Here is a 16,785-nt window from a genome sequence, read left to right as displayed (position 1 = left end):
CACGGCCATACCACGCACCGCCCACGGCGTTGGCCGACGCGATCAGGTGCTGGGCGTGGCCACCGCCTGCGTGGGCGCCGTGGCCTGGTACCGGTCCGTCACGTGCGTGCATCCCACCGCCGCCATGGCGGCCAGCGTCAGCAAAATCGCGCTGCAAAGTCGTTGCGTCATGCGTGCCCCTTCCTTTTTCGTTGATGAAGCATGAAGTGTTGAATCACGAAGTGTTCCGTCACGACTATACCGGCCCACCCTAAACCCAACCAGTGCCGTGCGTCCCAAAAAACCGCCGCATCTTCCGTTACGAGGCCCGCTCAAAAGGGGACAAGACATTGCCGGAATGTAACTCCTGCCCTATGGCCAGCCCCCTCTTTCTTCCGTCGGAAAGCGCGCCAGGAACCCGCATTTTCGCTGTTACATTTGCCGACAGCGAGGTTTGACAGCCCCCTGGCCGGCTCGTACGGTAGGGGCTAACTGATCAGTGTCCTAGTCAACCGCGACTGCAAGACTTATAGGCCATGAGCCTTGTGTCGCACGCAGAGAAGAAGAGAGGTCACCATGAACAACGACATCATCGCCGGCAAGTGGAAGCAAATGACTGGCAAGGCCAAAGCCGCCTGGGGTGAACTCACCGACGACGAATTGACCCGCACGGAAGGCAATGCCGAACGCCTGGCCGGTCTGATCCAAGAGCGCTACGGCAAGACCAAGGAAGAAGCGCAAAAGGAAGTCCGGGATTTCTTCGACCGCAATCCCTGAATCTCGCCCCGCCTTGATCGGTCGAAACCACTGGAGAAGCTGACATGTTGCATTACGCCGTAGTTTTCTTCGTCATCGCGATCATCGCGGCGGTTCTCGGCTTTGGCGGCATCGCCGCCGGGGCCGCGGGTATCGCCAAGATCCTGTTCTTCGTATTCCTGGTGCTGGCGCTCTTGTCCATCTTGAGCGGCGCCCTGCGAAAAAAATAGAACACGTCGATAGAACGCATACCCCTACACAATAAATTTGATCGTCTGCCGCGCAGCCTGTTATCGCGGCAGACCATACGAACAAGGAGCACGACTATGGAATTCCGCAAGCTGATCGCCGCCGCCGCACTGGGAACTGGCGCTGTCTTCACTTCCATGGCTTTTGCGGCGGATGATGGCAAGCCCAAGCAATCCGTGGGCGAGTACGCCTCCGACGCCACCGTAACCACCAAGATCAAGGCCGCCTACGTTGCCGACAAGCAATTGAGCGCGCTGGACATCGCCGTGGAAACCAACAACGGCGTCGCGACGCTGACCGGTACGGTGGCCACGGCAGCTGAAGCCGATCACGCTGCAACGGTCACCCGTGGCATTGAAGGCGTGAAGCAGGTGAAGAACAACATCAAGGTCGACGCGACCAAGAAGTAAAGAGCACGTAGCAGGACGGCCCCGTTCCATACCGAGGCCTAGAGAGAGCACGGCGCCTGTGGCTGACACAGGCGCCGTTTTTCATGGGCGGCGTTCAAGCCGGGTGCCGTCAGATACTGATGCTGCCCCGGCCGATTTCCAATGCCCGGCCACCCACCTGGATGCGGCCGTCGGCCAGCACGTCCAGCAGCAGGCGGCATGGCCTGCCCATCTGGTCGCCCTGCTCAACCAGGATGCTGACGGGCAAGGAACGTTGTTGGTGGATCAGCCAACCGCCCAGGTTGGCGCAGGCCGAACCCGTGCCCGCATCTTCATCAACGCCGCCGCCCGCCTTCGCGAAGAAATAGCGCGCCACCACCACCTGGCGCGCATCGCGCACATTGCCTTCATCAAACGCAAACACGTACAGCGTCTTGCGGCCCAGGCTGCTGGCTTGCCAGCGACTGAGCTTGGATGCGTCCGGCGCAGCCCGGCGCACCGCGTCCACGCTGGCCAGGGGTACCAGCAATTGGTCCGCGCCGGTATCCACCCAGATCGGGTCGGCGGCAAGGTCATCCGTGGTGAGCCCGACCAGCGCCGCGATATCGGCGCGGCCCAGTTCGGGCGTCGCCGTCTGTACGCCACCGGGGCATGGCGCGGTGAATGTCCAGGCATCGCCTTGTGCTTGCACCGGCACGATGCCCGCGGCAAATTCCAGCGTCAATGCATCGCCCGTTTGCCGAAGCTCGCGCACCACTTGTGAAGTACCGATCGTGGGATGGCCCGCGAACTTCATTTCGTAGCCGGGGGTGAAGATGCGCACGCGCGCATCGGCGTTATCCGACGGCAGGATGAAGGTGGTTTCGGAAAGATTGAACTGCGCCGCCAGGTTCAGCATCGTGGCGTCGTCCATGCCGCGCGCGTCTTCAAACACGCAAAGCTGGTTGCCGCTGAAGGTGGTCGATGCAAAGACGTTAAGCAGGCGAAAGGCGTAGGAAGTCATGGACTGGCGTGTAGGCATCAAGGCGCCGGCGGACCGGCAAGGCGTTCCACTTTATCGCAGTGGCCCGCCGCCAGCCATCAAGCAGTGCTTACCAGATCGCAAAGAAAAACACCCATGCCAGGCAGAACGGCGCCAGGCCCGCCGCCAGGACGATCCACGCGGCCAGCTTGCGCACGCCACTTGCCGCGCGCGGCTTGAGCAGGCGGGCGAACAAGCGCAGGGTCCACAGCACGGCCAGCGTCAGCAGCGTGAAGCGCACCGGCCCTGCCCACGCGGCCTGCACCCCTTCGTGCTTGAGCAGGTTGACCGTGGTGGCGGACAGGCCCAGGAACACGCCGATGCCAGCCGACGGAATCAGCGCCTGCGCCAGCTTGTGCACGCCCGGACGAATCCAGCGCCAGGCGGGTGCATTGGCCACGGCAGCGGCGGGCGCAAGCCGGTCCGCGATCCACAACGACAGGAAGCTTGCGCCACCCACGATGACGGTGGCGCCCACGACAAACATCAGGATGCCCGCGCCGTCCAGCCACGAGAAGCTGTCGTTCACGTCGGGGTAGTGCGTCAAGATGAACCAGGGCGCGTTGTCCATCAACGGCCACATGATGTCGCGCTCGACCAGCCAGGTCGCGGCCCATTGCTTGGCGGTCACGTACCAGGGGCTGGCGCTCCAGAGAAAAGCGCCGATGGCGATGCCCATCAAGCCAAAGCACAGCAACACGGTCTGCCAGGCATCGCCGTCAGCGACATGCACGATTTCTTCTTCGGGCGAACGCGGCGTCAACTCGATGGCGCCACGATAGCCGCTGCAACGCCCGCACATATGGCAGTCACCCGCGCCCTTCATGTGGCGCAGGGGCACCAGCGGCGCGCAGTTGATGGGTTCGATCCGGATGACCGGATGGCGCCACTTTTCTTCGTCGACCTTGAAATGCCAGGGCGCCAGCTTGGCCAGCAGATTGAACACGCCGTTGACCGGGCACAGGTACTTGCACCACACGCGCTTGCTGCGGCCATAGCGCCACCCGACGATCATCGCCGCCACGGTGGACCCGCCCAGCACAACCAGCACCGCCAGCGGGTATTGATAGACGCTGACCAACTGGCCGTAGACCGTCGTCAGTGCAAAGGCCACGAAAGGCCAGCCGCCCCAGCGCATCCATTTCGGTATGGCGCGGCCCTGCCCGCGTTCGCTGGCCCACTCGGTCAGCATGCCTTCCGGGCACAGCCAGCCGCACCAGGCGCGGCCCAGGATGGGCATGGAGATCAACACGAACGGCCACCACACGCCCCAGAACGCGAACTGCGCGACGACGGTCAGGTTGTTGAACACCGATGCCGCATTGTCGGGCAAGGGCATGATCGCGGGCACGATCAACAGGAACGCGTACAACGCAACAATGCCCCACTGCAGCTTGCGCAACAGCGGGGCATGGTCACGAAGAAAATCGGCGATCCGGGAGGTCGCCCTCCCGAGTACAGCAGCCATGGTCAAACCTTCATTGTTCAGTCCGGCATCACGTCGGAATCAGGATGCATTGCGGGACGGCGCCGGGGCCGGAACCCGGGCGGGTTTGTCGCCCACCCAGCGCAGCAGCGCCCAGACCACGACCCAGTAAGCCACCCACAGCAAGACCGAGGTCAGGGCCGGGAAGGCGCGGTAGCCCGCGAAATCCGCCAGCACCTTGCCCACGCCGCTGCTGTCATCCAACAGCCACGAGCTGTCCCACACGGGGTCGATGATGGTCGGTAGCACGTCCAGCGAAATCAGGTGGTCCAGGCCGCCCACCAGCAGCGAACCGGCCAGCAGCAGCAACAGGATTTCGGTCACGCGGAAGAAGCGGCGCCACGTAATCAGCTTGCCGCCCAGTTGCAGCAGCCAGAACGTCAGCAAGGCCACTGCAAAGCCGGCCACACCGGCCAGGGCCAGCATCAGCATGTCGCTGCCGCCTTCGCCCGCCGACACGGTGCCATACAGGAACACCACCGTCTCGCTGCCTTCGCGCGCCACGGCAATGGCCACCAGCACGAACAGGCCCCACCAGTTGTCGTTGGCGACCGAACTGCGCGCGCCGCTTTCCAGTTCGCTTTTCAAGGTGCGGCCGTGCTTCTTCATCCACACGACCATCTGCACAACCAGCGCGCACGCCGCCAGCGACATGATGGCCTGGAACCATTCCTGGCCTTCGTCGCTGAGCCAGGACGACACGCCCAGCAGCACCAGCGCCAAGGCCACGGCCAACGCCAGGCCTGCCGCAACGCCGCCCCACAGGTAGTTCAGCCCGCGCTTGCCCTCGGGCGTGGCGCGCAGCCAGGTATACAAGATACCCACCACCAGCAACGCTTCGACGCTTTCACGCCAGACAATAAATAGAACCTGTTCCATGTGTAGCTACCGCTTATTCCTTGGGCTTGACGACCAGGGTGCCTTTCACGCTTTGGTGAAAGTCATCAAAGAAGGGATATTCGCCGGGGCGGGAAATGGTGATGACCACAAAGGACTTCACCCCCGGGCCCAACACTTTTTCCTTGCGCAACGGAATGCTCTCGAATTCCACCGGCTCGTTGCTTTCGTTGATGAGTTCAATCTTGAAACGGCCGGCGGGCACTTCCAGGGTGGCCGGCTCGAACGTGCCGTCCGGCTTGAACCTGAGCGTGAACGTCGGCAGTTCGGCCGCCTGCGCGGGCGCCATGCCGGCCAGGGCGGCCAGGCCGATCAGTGCGGCGGCAATCAGGCGATGCAGGCGGCGCACGATCAATATCCGCCCTTCTTGCCGGTGCCGGCGTAGACGAATTCGTAGTCCAGTTCAAAGGGCTCGAACCACGGACCCACGCCGGTTTCCTTGTCGACGTGGCGGCCGAAGTGGGCCATCTTGTTTTCGGACGGCGGCAGGATCGTGTACTTCAGCTTGTACTTGCCCGGGCCTTCCAGCTTGACGTTGTCGCCGTAGTGCGGGCCGTCGTTGGCCACCATGGGCATGAAGGTGCCCTTCTGCACGTTCTGGCTGCCGACCTTCTGAATTTCAAAGTTCACGACCAGATACGGCACCCACTCGCCTTCAGGAAAGCCGGTCTTGTTACCGGCGGTGGCGTGGATATCGGCCTCAAGGTGGACATCCGAATCCTTGGCGGGACGCATCATCCCGGGCGGATCCATTTCGATCGGCTGCAAGTAGACCGCGCCGATTTCCATGCCGCCCTTTTCTGCCGGCTTGCCGATGGGGTATTCAGCCGCATTCGCGGCCGATACGCTCAGGGCAACGATGGCCAGCGCCAAGGCTTTCTTGATCATGTGCATAATCCTTGAGACATAAATGAATGTCGGCTCTAAAAACATAAACAAGAACCGTTTGCATTAATGTAACGAAAAAAACTGACATCACCCTGAACCGAAAGGCCCTGGATGCGTCAGTTCATTGCGTTGGCTCAAGGGGCCGCGCGGCCACAAAAAAGCCGGCAAGGCGAGTGCCAAACCGGCTGCTGGTGGCGCTTGAAGGGCGGTGACACGCCCTCGCCCGCAACGCTTACTTGCGGCCCTGGCCCGGCGTGCTGCCCGGCGTGAACGGGAACGTCGAGAACATCGCGCGCGTCTGGTCCTGCATCTGGTCTTGCATCTGCACGAACAGGTTTTTGCTCTGGTCGATGTAGTTGTTCATCATGTTTTGCAGCATGGGCGTTTGCACGTTCATGAACTGCGTCCAGGCTTCGGGTCCGAACTGGCTGCCGTACAGGCCTTTGGACTGTTCCGCCATGCGCGTCTGGATTTCCATGAAGGCCTGGATGTTCTTCTCAAGGTAAGAACCCATGATGCCCTGCATGGCATGTCCGTAGAAACGGATGATCTGCGACAGCATGTTCGACGAGAACATGGGCATGCCGCCACTTTCTTCTTCCAGGATGATCTGCAACAGGATGCTGCGCGTCAGGTCTTCACCGCTCTTGGCGTCGATCACCTGGAACTCTTCGTTGGCCAGAACCAGTTGCTTGACATCTGCCAGAGTGATGTAGGTGCTGGTCCGGGTGTCGTATAGGCGACGGTTGGGGTATTTTTTAATCAGGCGCAGGCTGGCGCCGGTTTGTGCTTGCGTCATGTGTGTCCCCGGATCGGGCGATCTCTAAGACTTCGAATAAGGTGGAGTGTAATGCTGGAAGGCCCTCTCCCCGAGACCTTCCAGCGCCTTGGGCCGCCGGGGCGGCCCGCTGACCGTCATCAGCCCATGTGCAGGCCGCCGTTGAGCGAGAAGTCCGCTCCGGTGGAAAAACCGGATTCGTCCGACGCCAACCACGACGTCATCGACGCGATTTCCTCGGGCGTGCCCAGGCGGCGCACCGGAATGGTGGCCACGATCTTTTCAAGCACTTCGGGACGGATGGCGCGGACCATGTCCGTGCCGATGTAGCCGGGCGAAATCGTGTTGACGGTTACGCCCTTGCTGGCCACTTCCTGCGCCAACGCCATGGTGAAGCCGTGAATGCCCGCCTTCGCCGTGGAATAGTTGGTTTGGCCGAACTGGCCCTTCTGGCCGTTCACCGAACTGATGTTGATGATGCGCCCCCACTGCCGTTCAACCATGCCCTCGATGACCTGCTTGGTCACGTTGAACAGGCTGTTCAGGTTGGTGTCGATCACCGCGCGCCAGTCATCGGCGCTCATTTTGCGGAACAGGCCATCGCGGGTGATGCCCGCGTTATTGACCAGCACGTCGACGCCACCCAGTTCGGCCGTGACCTTCTCGAAGGCCTTCACCGTGGATTCCCAGTCCGATACGTTGCCCACCGATGCGTGGAACGTGTAGCCCTGCGCAGCTTGCTCATCCAGCCATTGCTGGTAGTTGCGGCTGGGGCCGCAACCTGCCACGACGCGAAAGCCATCCTTGGCCAAGCGCTGGCAAATAGAGGTGCCGATACCGCCCATCCCGCCTGTTACGTAAGCCAGTTTTCCGCTCATTGGACTTCCTCCTGTGTGCGACGGACGCCTCGTTGATTAACTTTCTTCTTGGTCCCGAGCAAACCGCGTATTGCGGTTTCAGGCTGCTCGGACCTTTACATACCTGCCAGGCGCCGGCTCGATCGGCTGGTGCTTGGCATTGCCTAATTTTGTACGCGCCTTGACCTGCTTGCCCGCGTGGTCCGCCAGCCAGGCCGTCCAGTCCGGCCACCAACTGCCGGCCTGTTCCGTGGCTTGCGCGAACCAGGTGTTGGGATCACCCGGCATGTCATGGCCCTTCTGGCCCAGCTTGTCGGCCACCCAGTAGCTGCGGCGTTTCTTGGCGGGCGGATTCACCACGCCCGCGATGTGACCCGACGCCCCCAGCACGAAACGCTGGGGCCCGCGCAGCAATTGGGTGGACGCATAGGCCGACACCCACGGCACGATGTGGTCTTCACGCGAGCCGAAAATATAGGCCGGCATGGTCAGGCGAGTCAGGTCCAGCGGCATGCCGGCGGCTTGCGCGCGGCCCGGCACTTTCAGATTGTTCTCAAGATAGGTATTGCGGAAATACCAGGAGAAGAACGGGCCCGGCAGATTGGTGCTGTCGCCATTCCAGAACAGCAGATCAAATGGCGGCGGCTTCTGGCCTTTCAGGTAATTGCCGACCACGTAGTTCCAGACCAGCTCATTGGGCCGCAGGAACGAGAACGTGGTGGCCAGGTCGCGGCCAGGCATCAGCCCGCCGTTGCCAAGCTGATGATCGCGCAGCAGCGCATGGGCTTCGTCGACAAAGACGTTCAGGATGCCGGTGTCGTGGAAGTCCAGCAGCGAGGTCAGCAAGGTCAGCGAGGCCACCGGGTGTTCGCCACGCGCCTCGGCCAGCGCCAGCGCCGAGGCCAGCATCGTGCCGCCCACGCAAAAGCCCAGCGCGTTGACCTTGGGCTGCTTGGTGATGTCGCTGGCCACGCGCAGCGCTTGCAGCACGGCGTCGTCCAGGTAATCGGACCAGGTGGCGGGGGACGCCGTCGGCGTCGCCCGCCACCGGGTTGCGCCACGAAATCAAGAACACCGTTTGGCCCTGGTCGACTGCGTAGCGCACGAAGGAATTCTCGGGCTGCAGATCCAGGATGTAGAACTTGTTGATGTTCGGCGGCACGATCACCAGCGGGCGCTCGTGCACCGTGGCCGTCGAGGGTGCGTATTGGATCAGTTGGAACAGCTTGTTCTCGAACACCACTTCGCCGGGCGTCACCGCCACGTTGCGGCCGATTTCGAATTGCGATTCGTCGGTTTGGGTGATGCGGCCTTTCTTGACGTCGCCCAGCAGATTGGCCAGCCCTTCGTTCAGGGCGCGGCCGGCGCTTTCCACGATGGATTGCTGGGCGTCCGGGTTCAAGGCCAGGAAGTTCGACGGCGACAGCGCGTCGACCCACTGCATGATGGAAAACCGAAGCCGGTTGCGCATGGGCTCGCTGACCTGCGCCGCGTCAACCATGCGCTGCATGGCGCGCGCCGACAGCAGGTAGGTATGCGCCAGCAGCAGATGCGAATTGTTGGCGGCCCAGGCGTCGCCGGCGAAGCGGCGGTCGGCCGGGGGCACGAGCGCGCCGCGCCGGGCGTCGTCACAAAGGCGCTGCCATTCGCGAGAGAATTCGGCCTGAATGTCGGCCAGGATTTCCGGTGCCACGCTCACCGGAATGGGACCTGCGGAGAGATTGGCGTTCACTTCCACACCTTGTTATCGACACTGCTCAATTGATGTTGCATTCCGGGTCCATCACTGTCAATGCGGGTATACAAGGAGTTTCGCGACAGGCGTTCAAGCCTTCCGCGACTGCCTTGCGCCAGATCAAACCGGGTCGAGCCAGGCCAGCAACGCCATGCGTCCGGTTTCGGTGTCGCGGCGGTAAGAAAAGAAGCGCTGCGCTTGCGATACCGTGCACATGCCGCTCAAGGCCACCTCTTTTACCCCGGCACGGCGCAGGCGGAAATCAGCCAAACCGGCGAGGTCGGCCAACCACTTGCCGGGAAGATCCGGCCGTGGCGTGAAGTAGCGCGCGGTGGCGGGATCGTCCGCCGTGAAGGCGTCCAGCACGTCTTGCCCCACTTCGAAGGCCTGCGGCCCGATGCCGGGGCCGACCCAGGCGCGCCAGCCGGTGGCTTCCGGCGCCTTGGCGCGCATGGCGGCCAGCGTGTGCTCCAGCACCCCGCCCGCCAGGCCCCGCCAGCCGGCGTGCGCCGCGCCCAGCACCTTGCCGTCGGCATCCGCGATAACAACGGGCAGGCAGTCGGCCACCATGATGGCCAGCACCCGGCCCGGCTGCGAGGTAACGCTGGCGTCCAGCGCGGGTTCGTCAGGCAGGTCGGGGGAATCGGCATCCACGACCTCGCTGCCGTGCACCTGGCGCAGCCATAACGGGTCACCCGGCACGGCGGCGCGCACCCGGCGCCGGTTCTCGGTCACGGCGGCGGGGTCGTCGCCCGCGCGCAGCCCCAGGTTCAGGGTGTCGTGCGGGGCCACCCCCACGCCACCGGCCCGGGTGGTGCAGAAGTACGTCACGCCGGGCCACGTGGGGCCGGTGACAACGGGCAGGCTGGCTATCACGCGGTCCATGCAATCGTCTCCTGAACCTGTGTCATGTCGGCAGGCACGTCGGCGGCAAACTGCACCTCGCCGTTGCCGCCAGGATCGTCGAAATGCAGGGCGCGGGCATGCAGCATCTGACGCGTTGCCCCGGCAATGTTCTTGCCGCCGTAGATGGTGTCGGCCAGCAGCGGGTGCCCCAGGCTGGCCATGTGGACGCGGATCTGGTGGGTGCGGCCGGTTTCCAGGCGGCACACCACTTCCGTGACGCGGCCGCCCGGGTCCACCTGACCGCGGCGGGCCGGGGCGTAATTAGTAATGGCGGGTTTGGGCGCGACCGGGCGTTCGACGCTCATGCGGATGGGCACGCGGGCATCGCGGCCGATGGCGCGGTCGACCCTGCCGGCCGCCGCCACCCAGCCATGCGCCAGCGCCACGTATTCGCGGCCCATGCTGCGCGCCTGCAATTGGCGCACCAGATGCGTCTGGGCCTTTTCATTGCGGGCCACCACCATGAGCCCGGAGGTGTCCTTGTCCAGCCTGTGTACGATGCCTGCCCGCGCTACCGCCGCCAATTCCGGGTAGCGATACAGCAGGCCGTTGAGCAGCGTGCCGCTCCAGTTGCCGGCACCGGGGTGCGTGACCAGGCCCGCGGGCTTGTTGACCACGATCCAGTCGGGGCTTTCGTCCACGACGGTGAATTCAACGGGTTCGGGAGTGAAGGCGCGCGCATCGGGTGCGGGCTGGGCCCAGACCAGGATCTCGTCGCCCGGGCCCACTGTCTGGCGGATCTTGCCGGGCGCGCCGTTGACGTGCACGTTGCCGGATTCGATCCAGCCTTGCAGGCGGCTGCGGGAATGGTCGGGCAACAAGCCGGCCAGCACCTTGTCCAGCCGGTCGGCGCGGGTACTGGAAGGTACCGTTACAAGTTGCGGTTCGCCGCGAGTTTCGGCGGGGTTTTCATCAGGAAGGCCCGGGAATTCGTCGTCGGAAACGAGATCTGTGCCGGCGGCTGTATCAGACATGGAGACAAATCATATAATCAGCCTGCCATGCTAACACCAAGGATACGATTCTCGTGATTCACCACCCCGCAGCTCCCTCGAACCCCGCATCCCGAAGCGGGCCGGTTTTGCGCGTGGTTATCGCGCTATTTGCCGTATTGGTCATCGCCGGTTGCGGCTCGACCAACACCAAATACGACAAGACCACCAACTGGAGCGCCGAACAGCTCTACGCCGACGCCAAGGCCGAAATGTCCTCCGGAGGCTGGAAGGAAGCACGCGAACGCCTGACCGCCATCGAAAGCCGCTATCCCTTCGGCGTGTACGCCCAGCAAGCCCTGCTTGAACTGGCCTACGTCAACTGGAAAGACGGCGAAAACGAACAGGCCCTGGCCGCCATTGACCGCTTCCAGCAGCTCTACCCCAACCACCCCGGCACCGACTACGCGCTCTACCTGAAAGGCCTGATCAACTTCACGCCGGCCAGCGCGTTCATGGCCAACATCACGGGCCAGGATCCCGCCGAACGCGATCCCAAGGGCCTGCGTGCGTCCTACGACGCCTTCAACGAGCTGGTCAAGCGCTACCCGGAAAGCAAGTATTCGGTAGACGCGGAAAAGCGCATCGCCTGGCTGGTCAACACCATCGCCATGAACGAAGTGCACGTCGCCCGCTACTACTACGAGCGGGGCGCCTATGTGGCCGCCGCCAACCGCGCGCAAACCGTCATCACCGACTTCGAGGGCGCCCCCGCCACCGAAGAGGCGCTTTATCTGATGGTCGAGTCCTACGACAAGCTGGGCATGACCGACCTGAAGAACGACGCGGAGCGTGTCTACGACAAGAACTTCCCCGACAGCACCTTCAAGACGCAGGGCCTGCAGGCCGACCGCAGTTGGTGGAACCCGTTTGACTGATTGATCCGCCGATCAGCCGGCTTTACCGCATGGGAAATGAAAAGCCCCTTGGATGTTTTCCAAGGGGCTTTTTTCTTGCGCGCGGCGCGTGTGGGCGCCGCCGCGCTAGACGTCCGCGCCGGCCTGCTTGCGCTGGTAGAAGGCCAGCACCTCGTCCAGTTCGCGCGTGCGGGCAAACGGCGGCAGGCCGCGCCACAGGCGCTTGCCGTAGGGTTTTTCGACCAGGCGGGCGTCGCCCACCATCAGCACGCCCCAGTCTGATTCCGTGCGGATCAGGCGGCCCGCGCCCTGCTTGAGCGAAATGGCGGCTTCCGGCAATTGGTATTCCGAGAACGGGTTACCGCCTTGGGCGCGGCACGCACGCAGGCGCGCTTCAATGACCGGGTCGTCAGGCGGCGCGAACGGCAGCTTGTCGATGGCGACCAAGGTCAGCACGTCGCCCGGCAAGTCGATGCCTTCCCAGAAACTGGCGCTACCCACCAGCACCGGGTGCTTCAGCTTGCAGAAGCGGTCCAGCAGATCGCGGCGCGTGCCCTCGCCTTGTTTCAGGAGCGGCCAGTCATGGCCGGCATCGTCGAAGGCATCGGCCAGCAAGGTGGCCACTTTTTCCACGGCGCGTAGCGTCGTGCACAGCACCAGCGTGCCGCCGGGGCTGGCTTCCAACAGCGGCATCAGCGTGTCGACGAAGCGGTCCAGGAACTGCGGCGATTGCGGTTCGGGCATGCCGCGCGGCACGAACAGCAGCGCCTGCTCGGGATAGTTGAAGGGCGATTCCCACTTGCCTGTGCGTGCCCGCTCCAGCCCCAGCTGGCTGGTGAAGTGCGTGAACTCGCCGTTCACCGACAGCGTGGCCGAGGTCATGATCCAGGCTTGGCCGGGCTTGCGGTACTTGGAGAACGCCTGCGCCACGGACAGCGGCGCGGAATGCAGGCGCACATGGTGTTGGCCGTGTTCGACCCAGCGCACGGCCGGCCCCGTCCATTGCTCGGCGGCCGCGGCCACGCCTTCCAGGATGGCGGCGGGCGTGGACGGCCCGTCGCCCAGGGCGGATTCGGACGTGGGTGCTGATGCGGGCTCAACGGCGGAAAAAGGCGCGGGCTCTGGCGCCTGGTCGTCGCGGCCCCAGCCTTCGTCTTCGAAGCCGCTTCCTGCGCGCCCCGGCGTTGCCCAGCGCTTGAGCCGCACCGAAATCTCGGCGCCGCTGCGGGCGGCCGCCATCAGGTCGGGGTGCTTTTCAGCCACCGCGCCCAGCGCCTTGGTGGCGCTGTCCACGGCCTCGCGCAAGGTGGCCAATGCCTCGTCGAATTCTTCGGGGTTGGGGATGGCTTCGAACGTGGCCTTGCGGCCGGGCATGCGGTCCAGCGGCGCACAGACCAAGCGCAATTCGCGCGCGGCGGTTTCAAGATGACGGCTGACGTCGCTCCATTTGGCGGCCTCGCGTGCATAGGCCAGGCCGGCCACTTCCAGCGCGCGGCCGAAGTCCATGAGCTGGTGCGTGGACACGCTGTTGCCCAGGAAGCGGGTGGCGGTGTCGGGCAGTTGATGGGCTTCGTCGAAGATGACGGTATCGGCTTCGGGAAGCAGGTCGGTCACGCCCTCTTCGCGCAGCACCAGGTCGGCCATGAAGAGCGCGTGGTTGACCACCACGACGTCAGCCTCTTGCGCCTGACGGCGCGCCTTCACGACAAAGCAGTCGCGGATGCGCGGGCATTCCTGGCCCAGGCAATTTTCGCGCGTGGACGTCACGCGCTGCCAGATGTCGGCGTCTTCAGGCACCTGGGCAAGATCGCTGCGGTCACCCGTTTTGGTAATGCCCGCGAACACCTGGATCTGGCGCAGTTGCTGGATTTCGGTGCGCGACTTCAGCGCGCGTTCGTCGCCCTGCAAGCGTTCAAGGTGATAGTGGCAAACGTAGTTGCCGCGCCCTTTAAGCAAGGCGGCGGTGACGGGCGCGGCCAGCGCGGCGCGCACGCGCGGCAGATCACGCGCGAACAACTGGTCTTGCAGCGTGCGCGTGCCGGTGGAAATCAGTACCTTGCCGCCCTGGATGAACGCGGGCACCAGATAGGCCCAGGTCTTGCCAATGCCGGTGCCCGCTTCAGCCACGAGCGTGGCGCGGTCCTGGATGGCGTCGCCGATAGCTTGCGACAGCTCCACCTGCGACGGGCGTGGCTTGTAGCCGGGCATGGCCGTGGCCAAGGGCCCGTCTTCATCAAAAAATTCGGAAATATCCAGGTCCAGCATTACGGCAGCCTAGTGTCGGTCGGAGTCTATGGTGAACCGGTACCGGTAACGGTTCGGGCGCCAGACACTGATGTGGGAAAGGACCAAATGATACCCTTTGCCAGGCCGGCTTTCGGTGCGGACCAGGGACGGATCCATCCACCCTGGCACGTTCTGTAACAGCGGCTTATGGCACAATCCGCCCCTCGTTTTTCCTTTTTGTCGTCGTATAGAGATGTCTGAAACTTCCGCTATCACGAACGTCGCCGCCGGCGTCGACAACGCCCGCATCGTCGCGCAGCTTGCCACCGAACTCGGCGCGCGCGTCTCCCAAATCGCTGCCGCGGTGGAACTGCTGGATGACGGCGCCACCGTGCCCTTTATTTCGCGCTATCGCAAGGAAGCCACCGGCGGCCTGGACGATACCGTGCTGCGCAACCTTGAGGTGCGCCTGGGCTATCTGCGCGAGCTCGAAGAGCGCCGTGGCTCCATTCTTGAATCCATCTCGCAGCAGGGCAAGCTGACGCCCGAGCTGCAGCAGGAAATTGCCACCGCCGACACCAAGCAGCGCCTGGAAGACTTGTACGCGCCGTACAAGCCCAAGCGCCGCACGCGCGCCCAGATCGCCCGCGAGGCCGGTCTTGAGCCCCTGGCCGACGCCATCCTGGCCGACACCGCCTGCGACCCAGCCGCGCTGGCCGCGCAGTACCTGAACCCCGAAGCGTCCATCAACGACGCCAAGGCGGCGCTGGACGGCGCGCGCGACATCCTGGCCGAGCGCTACGCGGAAAACGCGGACCTGCTGGCCGACATGCGCGAGCACCTGTGGTCCACCGGCGTGATCTATTCCAAGATGATCGACGGCAAGGAAACCGAAGGCGCCAACTTCCGCGACTGGTTCGACTTCAACGAGCCTTTGCGCACGCTGCCCTCGCACCGCATCCTGGCGCTGCTGCGCGGCCGTCAGCAAGGCGTGCTGGAACTGCGCCTGGGGCTGGAAGCCGAGCTTGAAGCGCAAGTGCCGCACCCCTGCGTGGCGCGCATCGCCAATTTCCTGAAACTGGGCAATGGCCTGTTCGCGCTGGACGCCACGCCGCGTGCGCGCTGGCTGGGTGAAGTCTGCCGCTGGACCTGGCGCGTGAAGCTGCTGACGGCATTCGAAAGCGAACTGATCGGCCGCCTGCGTGAAAGCGGCGAAGCCGAAGCCATCCGCGTGTTCGCCGCCAACCTGAAAGACCTGCTGCTGGCGGCTCCCGCCGGCCCCAAGGCCGTGTTGGGGCTGGACCCCGGCATTCGCACGGGCTGCAAGATCGCCGTCATCGACCAGACCGGCAAGGTCGTCGACACCACCACTGTCTACCCGTTTGAGCCGCGCCGCGACCGCGAAGGCACGATCAACACGCTGGCCGCGCTGGTGGCACGCCACAAGGTCGACCTGATCGCCATCGGCAACGGCACCGCCTCGCGCGAAAGCGAAAAGCTGGTGGGCGACATGATGGAACGCTTTCCTGACCTGAAAGTCACCCGCGTGGTGGTCTCTGAAGCCGGCGCGTCCGTCTATTCCGCGTCGGAAACCGCCGCGCTGGAATTCCCCGACCTGGACGTGACGCTGCGCGGCGCCGTGTCCATCGCCCGCCGCTTGCAGGACCCGCTGGCGGAACTGGTCAAGATCGATCCCAAGGCTATTGGCGTGGGCCAGTACCAGCACGACGTCAACCAGCGCGAGCTGGCGCGTTCGCTGGATGCCGTGGTTGAAGATTGCGTGAACGCCGTGGGCGTGGACGTGAACACCGCGTCGGCCGCATTGCTGGCCCGCGTGTCCGGCTTGAACTCGCTCTTGGCCAAGAACATCGTTTCCTGGCGCGACGAGAACGGCGCGTTCCCCACGCGCGACGTACTGCGCAAGGTGCCGCGCTTTGGCGAAAAGGCCTTTGAACAGGCCGCGGGCTTTTTGCGCATTCCCAACGGCGACAACCCGCTGGACGCCTCGTCGGTGCACCCGGAAGCCTATCCCGTGGTCGAGCGCATCGTTGCGAAGATCAAGGCCGAGGTCAAACAGATCATCGGCCAGCGCGACGCCCTGAAAGGCGTATCACCGTCCGACTTCACGGACGAGCGCTTTGGCTTGCCCACGGTGCGCGACATCTTCGCCGAACTGGAAAAGCCCGGCCGCGACCCGCGCCCCGAGTTCAAGACGGCCCAATTCAAGGAAGGCGTTGAAACCTTGAACGACCTGTACCCGGGCATGGTGCTGGAAGGCGTGGTGACCAACGTGGCCAATTTCGGCGCGTTCGTCGACATAGGCGTGCACCAGGACGGCTTGGTCCACATTTCGGCGCTGGCCGAAAAATTCGTGAAGGACCCGCGCGACGTCGTGCGCGTAGGCCAGACGGTCAGCGTGAAGGTGCTGGAAGTGGATGCCGCCCGCAAGCGCGTCGCGCTGACCATGCGCCTGAATGACACCGCCGCCCCCGCGCGCCGCAGCGGCGACGCCCCCAAGGGCGGTGACCGCCCCCGCCGCGCACAAGGCGACGGCGGCCGTGGCAACGCAGCCGGTGGCGCCAGCGGCATGAACAGCGCCATGGCGGACGCCTTCGCCAAGCTCAAGCGCTGATTCATTCGCGTCTGTTGACCACAAAGCCAGGGCCACACGGTCCTGGCTTTTTCGTTGGGCACGGGCTTTTTACTTGCCCGTCGGGCCCCTAGGACTTTCCCGTAGATGGGCCCATTTTCTTGCGCGCGCTCAATCAA

At 64.1% G+C, this 16,785-nt stretch carries 16 protein-coding genes and 1 pseudogene; 5 read left to right on the top strand and 12 right to left on the bottom strand.

What is annotated here, in order from left to right:
• Positions 1–42 precede the first annotated feature (42 nt).
• Positions 43–171 carry a hypothetical protein gene (locus tag ACE04A_RS08560; protein WP_259251789.1) on the bottom strand — a complete coding sequence of 43 codons (129 nt, stop codon included), beginning with the start codon at positions 169–171 and terminating at the stop codon, positions 43–45.
• Positions 172–555: 384 nt separating this feature from the next.
• Between ACE04A_RS08560 and ACE04A_RS08555 the strand changes: the two genes are divergently transcribed.
• The 3 genes from ACE04A_RS08555 to ACE04A_RS08545 all read left to right on the top strand — a co-directional run bounded on the left by ACE04A_RS08555 (position 556) and on the right by ACE04A_RS08545 (position 1,394).
• A complete protein-coding gene (locus ACE04A_RS08555; RefSeq protein ID WP_050447836.1) occupies positions 556–756 on the top strand; it encodes a CsbD family protein in 201 nt (66 codons plus the stop codon).
• A 44-nt stretch (positions 757–800) separates the two neighbouring features.
• Entirely contained in the window at positions 801–965 is a 165-nt protein-coding gene (locus ACE04A_RS08550) for a DUF1328 domain-containing protein (RefSeq protein WP_006218179.1), read from the top strand.
• A 96-nt stretch (positions 966–1,061) separates the two neighbouring features.
• Positions 1,062–1,394, top strand: a complete 333-nt coding sequence (locus tag ACE04A_RS08545; protein ID WP_259251790.1) for a BON domain-containing protein — start codon at positions 1,062–1,064, stop codon at positions 1,392–1,394.
• Positions 1,395–1,503: 109 nt separating this feature from the next.
• On the opposite strand, the gene ACE04A_RS08540 is transcribed toward ACE04A_RS08545, so the two are convergent.
• From ACE04A_RS08540 to ACE04A_RS08495, 10 genes and pseudogenes are all read right to left on the bottom strand, one after another.
• The gene (locus ACE04A_RS08540) at positions 1,504–2,376 is read right to left on the bottom strand and encodes a PhzF family protein (RefSeq protein WP_448718519.1); all 873 of its coding nucleotides are present in this window, start codon (positions 2,374–2,376) and stop codon (positions 1,504–1,506) included.
• A gap of 88 nt (positions 2,377–2,464) precedes the next feature.
• Complete coding sequence (locus tag ACE04A_RS08535) at positions 2,465–3,862, bottom strand: 4Fe-4S binding protein (protein ID WP_259251792.1); 1,398 nt, start codon at positions 3,860–3,862, stop codon at positions 2,465–2,467.
• A gap of 39 nt (positions 3,863–3,901) precedes the next feature.
• Positions 3,902–4,759, bottom strand: a complete 858-nt coding sequence (locus tag ACE04A_RS08530; protein WP_279995980.1) for an FTR1 family iron permease — start codon at positions 4,757–4,759, stop codon at positions 3,902–3,904.
• Positions 4,760–4,772: 13 nt separating this feature from the next.
• Positions 4,773–5,126: a cupredoxin domain-containing protein gene (locus tag ACE04A_RS08525; RefSeq protein ID WP_438857597.1), complete on the bottom strand. Its 354-nt coding sequence runs from the start codon at positions 5,124–5,126 to the stop codon at positions 4,773–4,775.
• A gap of 2 nt (positions 5,127–5,128) precedes the next feature.
• Positions 5,129–5,665, bottom strand: coding sequence for an iron transporter (locus ACE04A_RS08520; RefSeq protein WP_100857220.1), 537 nt, complete (start codon positions 5,663–5,665; stop codon positions 5,129–5,131).
• Between the two features lie 232 nt (positions 5,666–5,897).
• A complete protein-coding gene (phaR, locus tag ACE04A_RS08515; RefSeq protein WP_100857221.1) occupies positions 5,898–6,464 on the bottom strand; it encodes a polyhydroxyalkanoate synthesis repressor PhaR in 567 nt (188 codons plus the stop codon).
• Positions 6,465–6,583: 119 nt separating this feature from the next.
• Positions 6,584–7,321 carry an acetoacetyl-CoA reductase gene (phbB, locus tag ACE04A_RS08510; RefSeq protein WP_050447831.1) on the bottom strand — a complete coding sequence of 246 codons (738 nt, stop codon included), beginning with the start codon at positions 7,319–7,321 and terminating at the stop codon, positions 6,584–6,586.
• A gap of 78 nt (positions 7,322–7,399) precedes the next feature.
• Positions 7,400–9,032 (bottom strand): annotated as a pseudogene (locus ACE04A_RS08505) (PHA/PHB synthase family protein).
• Positions 9,033–9,155: 123 nt separating this feature from the next.
• Positions 9,156–9,920 (bottom strand): peptidoglycan editing factor PgeF, encoded by a 765-nt coding sequence (gene pgeF / locus ACE04A_RS08500; protein WP_279995979.1) that lies wholly within the window; start codon positions 9,918–9,920, stop codon positions 9,156–9,158.
• Positions 9,908–10,915 carry an RluA family pseudouridine synthase gene (locus ACE04A_RS08495; protein ID WP_259251795.1) on the bottom strand — a complete coding sequence of 336 codons (1,008 nt, stop codon included), beginning with the start codon at positions 10,913–10,915 and terminating at the stop codon, positions 9,908–9,910. Before ACE04A_RS08495 ends, pgeF begins: the two co-directional genes overlap by 13 nt.
• Positions 10,916–11,022: 107 nt before the next feature.
• On the opposite strand from ACE04A_RS08495, the gene ACE04A_RS08490 reads away from it, so the two are divergent.
• Complete coding sequence (locus tag ACE04A_RS08490; RefSeq protein ID WP_259252643.1) at positions 11,023–11,811, top strand: outer membrane protein assembly factor BamD; 789 nt, start codon at positions 11,023–11,025, stop codon at positions 11,809–11,811.
• Positions 11,812–11,916: 105 nt separating this feature from the next.
• Here the strand turns inward: ACE04A_RS08490 and ACE04A_RS08485 are convergent, their stop codons facing one another.
• Positions 11,917–14,055 carry an ATP-dependent DNA helicase gene (locus ACE04A_RS08485; RefSeq protein WP_279995978.1) on the bottom strand — a complete coding sequence of 713 codons (2,139 nt, stop codon included), beginning with the start codon at positions 14,053–14,055 and terminating at the stop codon, positions 11,917–11,919.
• Positions 14,056–14,269: 214 nt separating this feature from the next.
• On the opposite strand from ACE04A_RS08485, the gene tex reads away from it, so the two are divergent.
• On the top strand, positions 14,270–16,648 hold the full coding sequence (tex, locus tag ACE04A_RS08480; RefSeq protein WP_448718522.1) for an RNA-binding transcriptional accessory protein Tex: 2,379 nt from the start codon (positions 14,270–14,272) through the stop codon (positions 16,646–16,648).
• Positions 16,649–16,785: the final 137 nt, after the last annotated feature.

It is taken from the genome of Achromobacter colocynthidis, from assembly GCF_057334535.1.
This window is presented reverse-complemented; position numbering and strand designations above follow the sequence as displayed.

Excerpts from the sequence above, each read along its gene's own strand:
- ACE04A_RS08535 (WP_259251792.1), bottom strand. The coding sequence starts at position 3,862 with ATGGCTGCTGTACTCGGGAGGGCGACCTCCCGGATCGCCGATTTTCTT.
- phbB (WP_050447831.1), bottom strand. The coding sequence starts at position 7,321 with ATGAGCGGAAAACTGGCTTACGTAACAGGCGGGATGGGCGGTATCGGC.
- ACE04A_RS08520 (WP_100857220.1), bottom strand. The coding sequence starts at position 5,665 with ATGATCAAGAAAGCCTTGGCGCTGGCCATCGTTGCCCTGAGCGTATCG.
- ACE04A_RS08530 (WP_279995980.1), bottom strand. The coding sequence starts at position 4,759 with ATGGAACAGGTTCTATTTATTGTCTGGCGTGAAAGCGTCGAAGCGTTG.
- ACE04A_RS08545 (WP_259251790.1), top strand. The coding sequence starts at position 1,062 with ATGGAATTCCGCAAGCTGATCGCCGCCGCCGCACTGGGAACTGGCGCT.
- ACE04A_RS08485 (WP_279995978.1), bottom strand. The coding sequence starts at position 14,055 with ATGCTGGACCTGGATATTTCCGAATTTTTTGATGAAGACGGGCCCTTG.
- tex (WP_448718522.1), top strand. The coding sequence starts at position 14,270 with ATGTCTGAAACTTCCGCTATCACGAACGTCGCCGCCGGCGTCGACAAC.
- ACE04A_RS08540 (WP_448718519.1), bottom strand. The coding sequence starts at position 2,376 with ATGACTTCCTACGCCTTTCGCCTGCTTAACGTCTTTGCATCGACCACC.
- ACE04A_RS08495 (WP_259251795.1), bottom strand. The coding sequence starts at position 10,915 with ATGTCTGATACAGCCGCCGGCACAGATCTCGTTTCCGACGACGAATTC.
- phaR (WP_100857221.1), bottom strand. The coding sequence starts at position 6,464 with ATGACGCAAGCACAAACCGGCGCCAGCCTGCGCCTGATTAAAAAATAC.
- ACE04A_RS08560 (WP_259251789.1), bottom strand. The coding sequence starts at position 171 with ATGACGCAACGACTTTGCAGCGCGATTTTGCTGACGCTGGCCGCCATG.
- ACE04A_RS08555 (WP_050447836.1), top strand. The coding sequence starts at position 556 with ATGAACAACGACATCATCGCCGGCAAGTGGAAGCAAATGACTGGCAAG.
- pgeF (WP_279995979.1), bottom strand. The coding sequence starts at position 9,920 with ATGGACCGCGTGATAGCCAGCCTGCCCGTTGTCACCGGCCCCACGTGG.
- ACE04A_RS08550 (WP_006218179.1), top strand. The coding sequence starts at position 801 with ATGTTGCATTACGCCGTAGTTTTCTTCGTCATCGCGATCATCGCGGCG.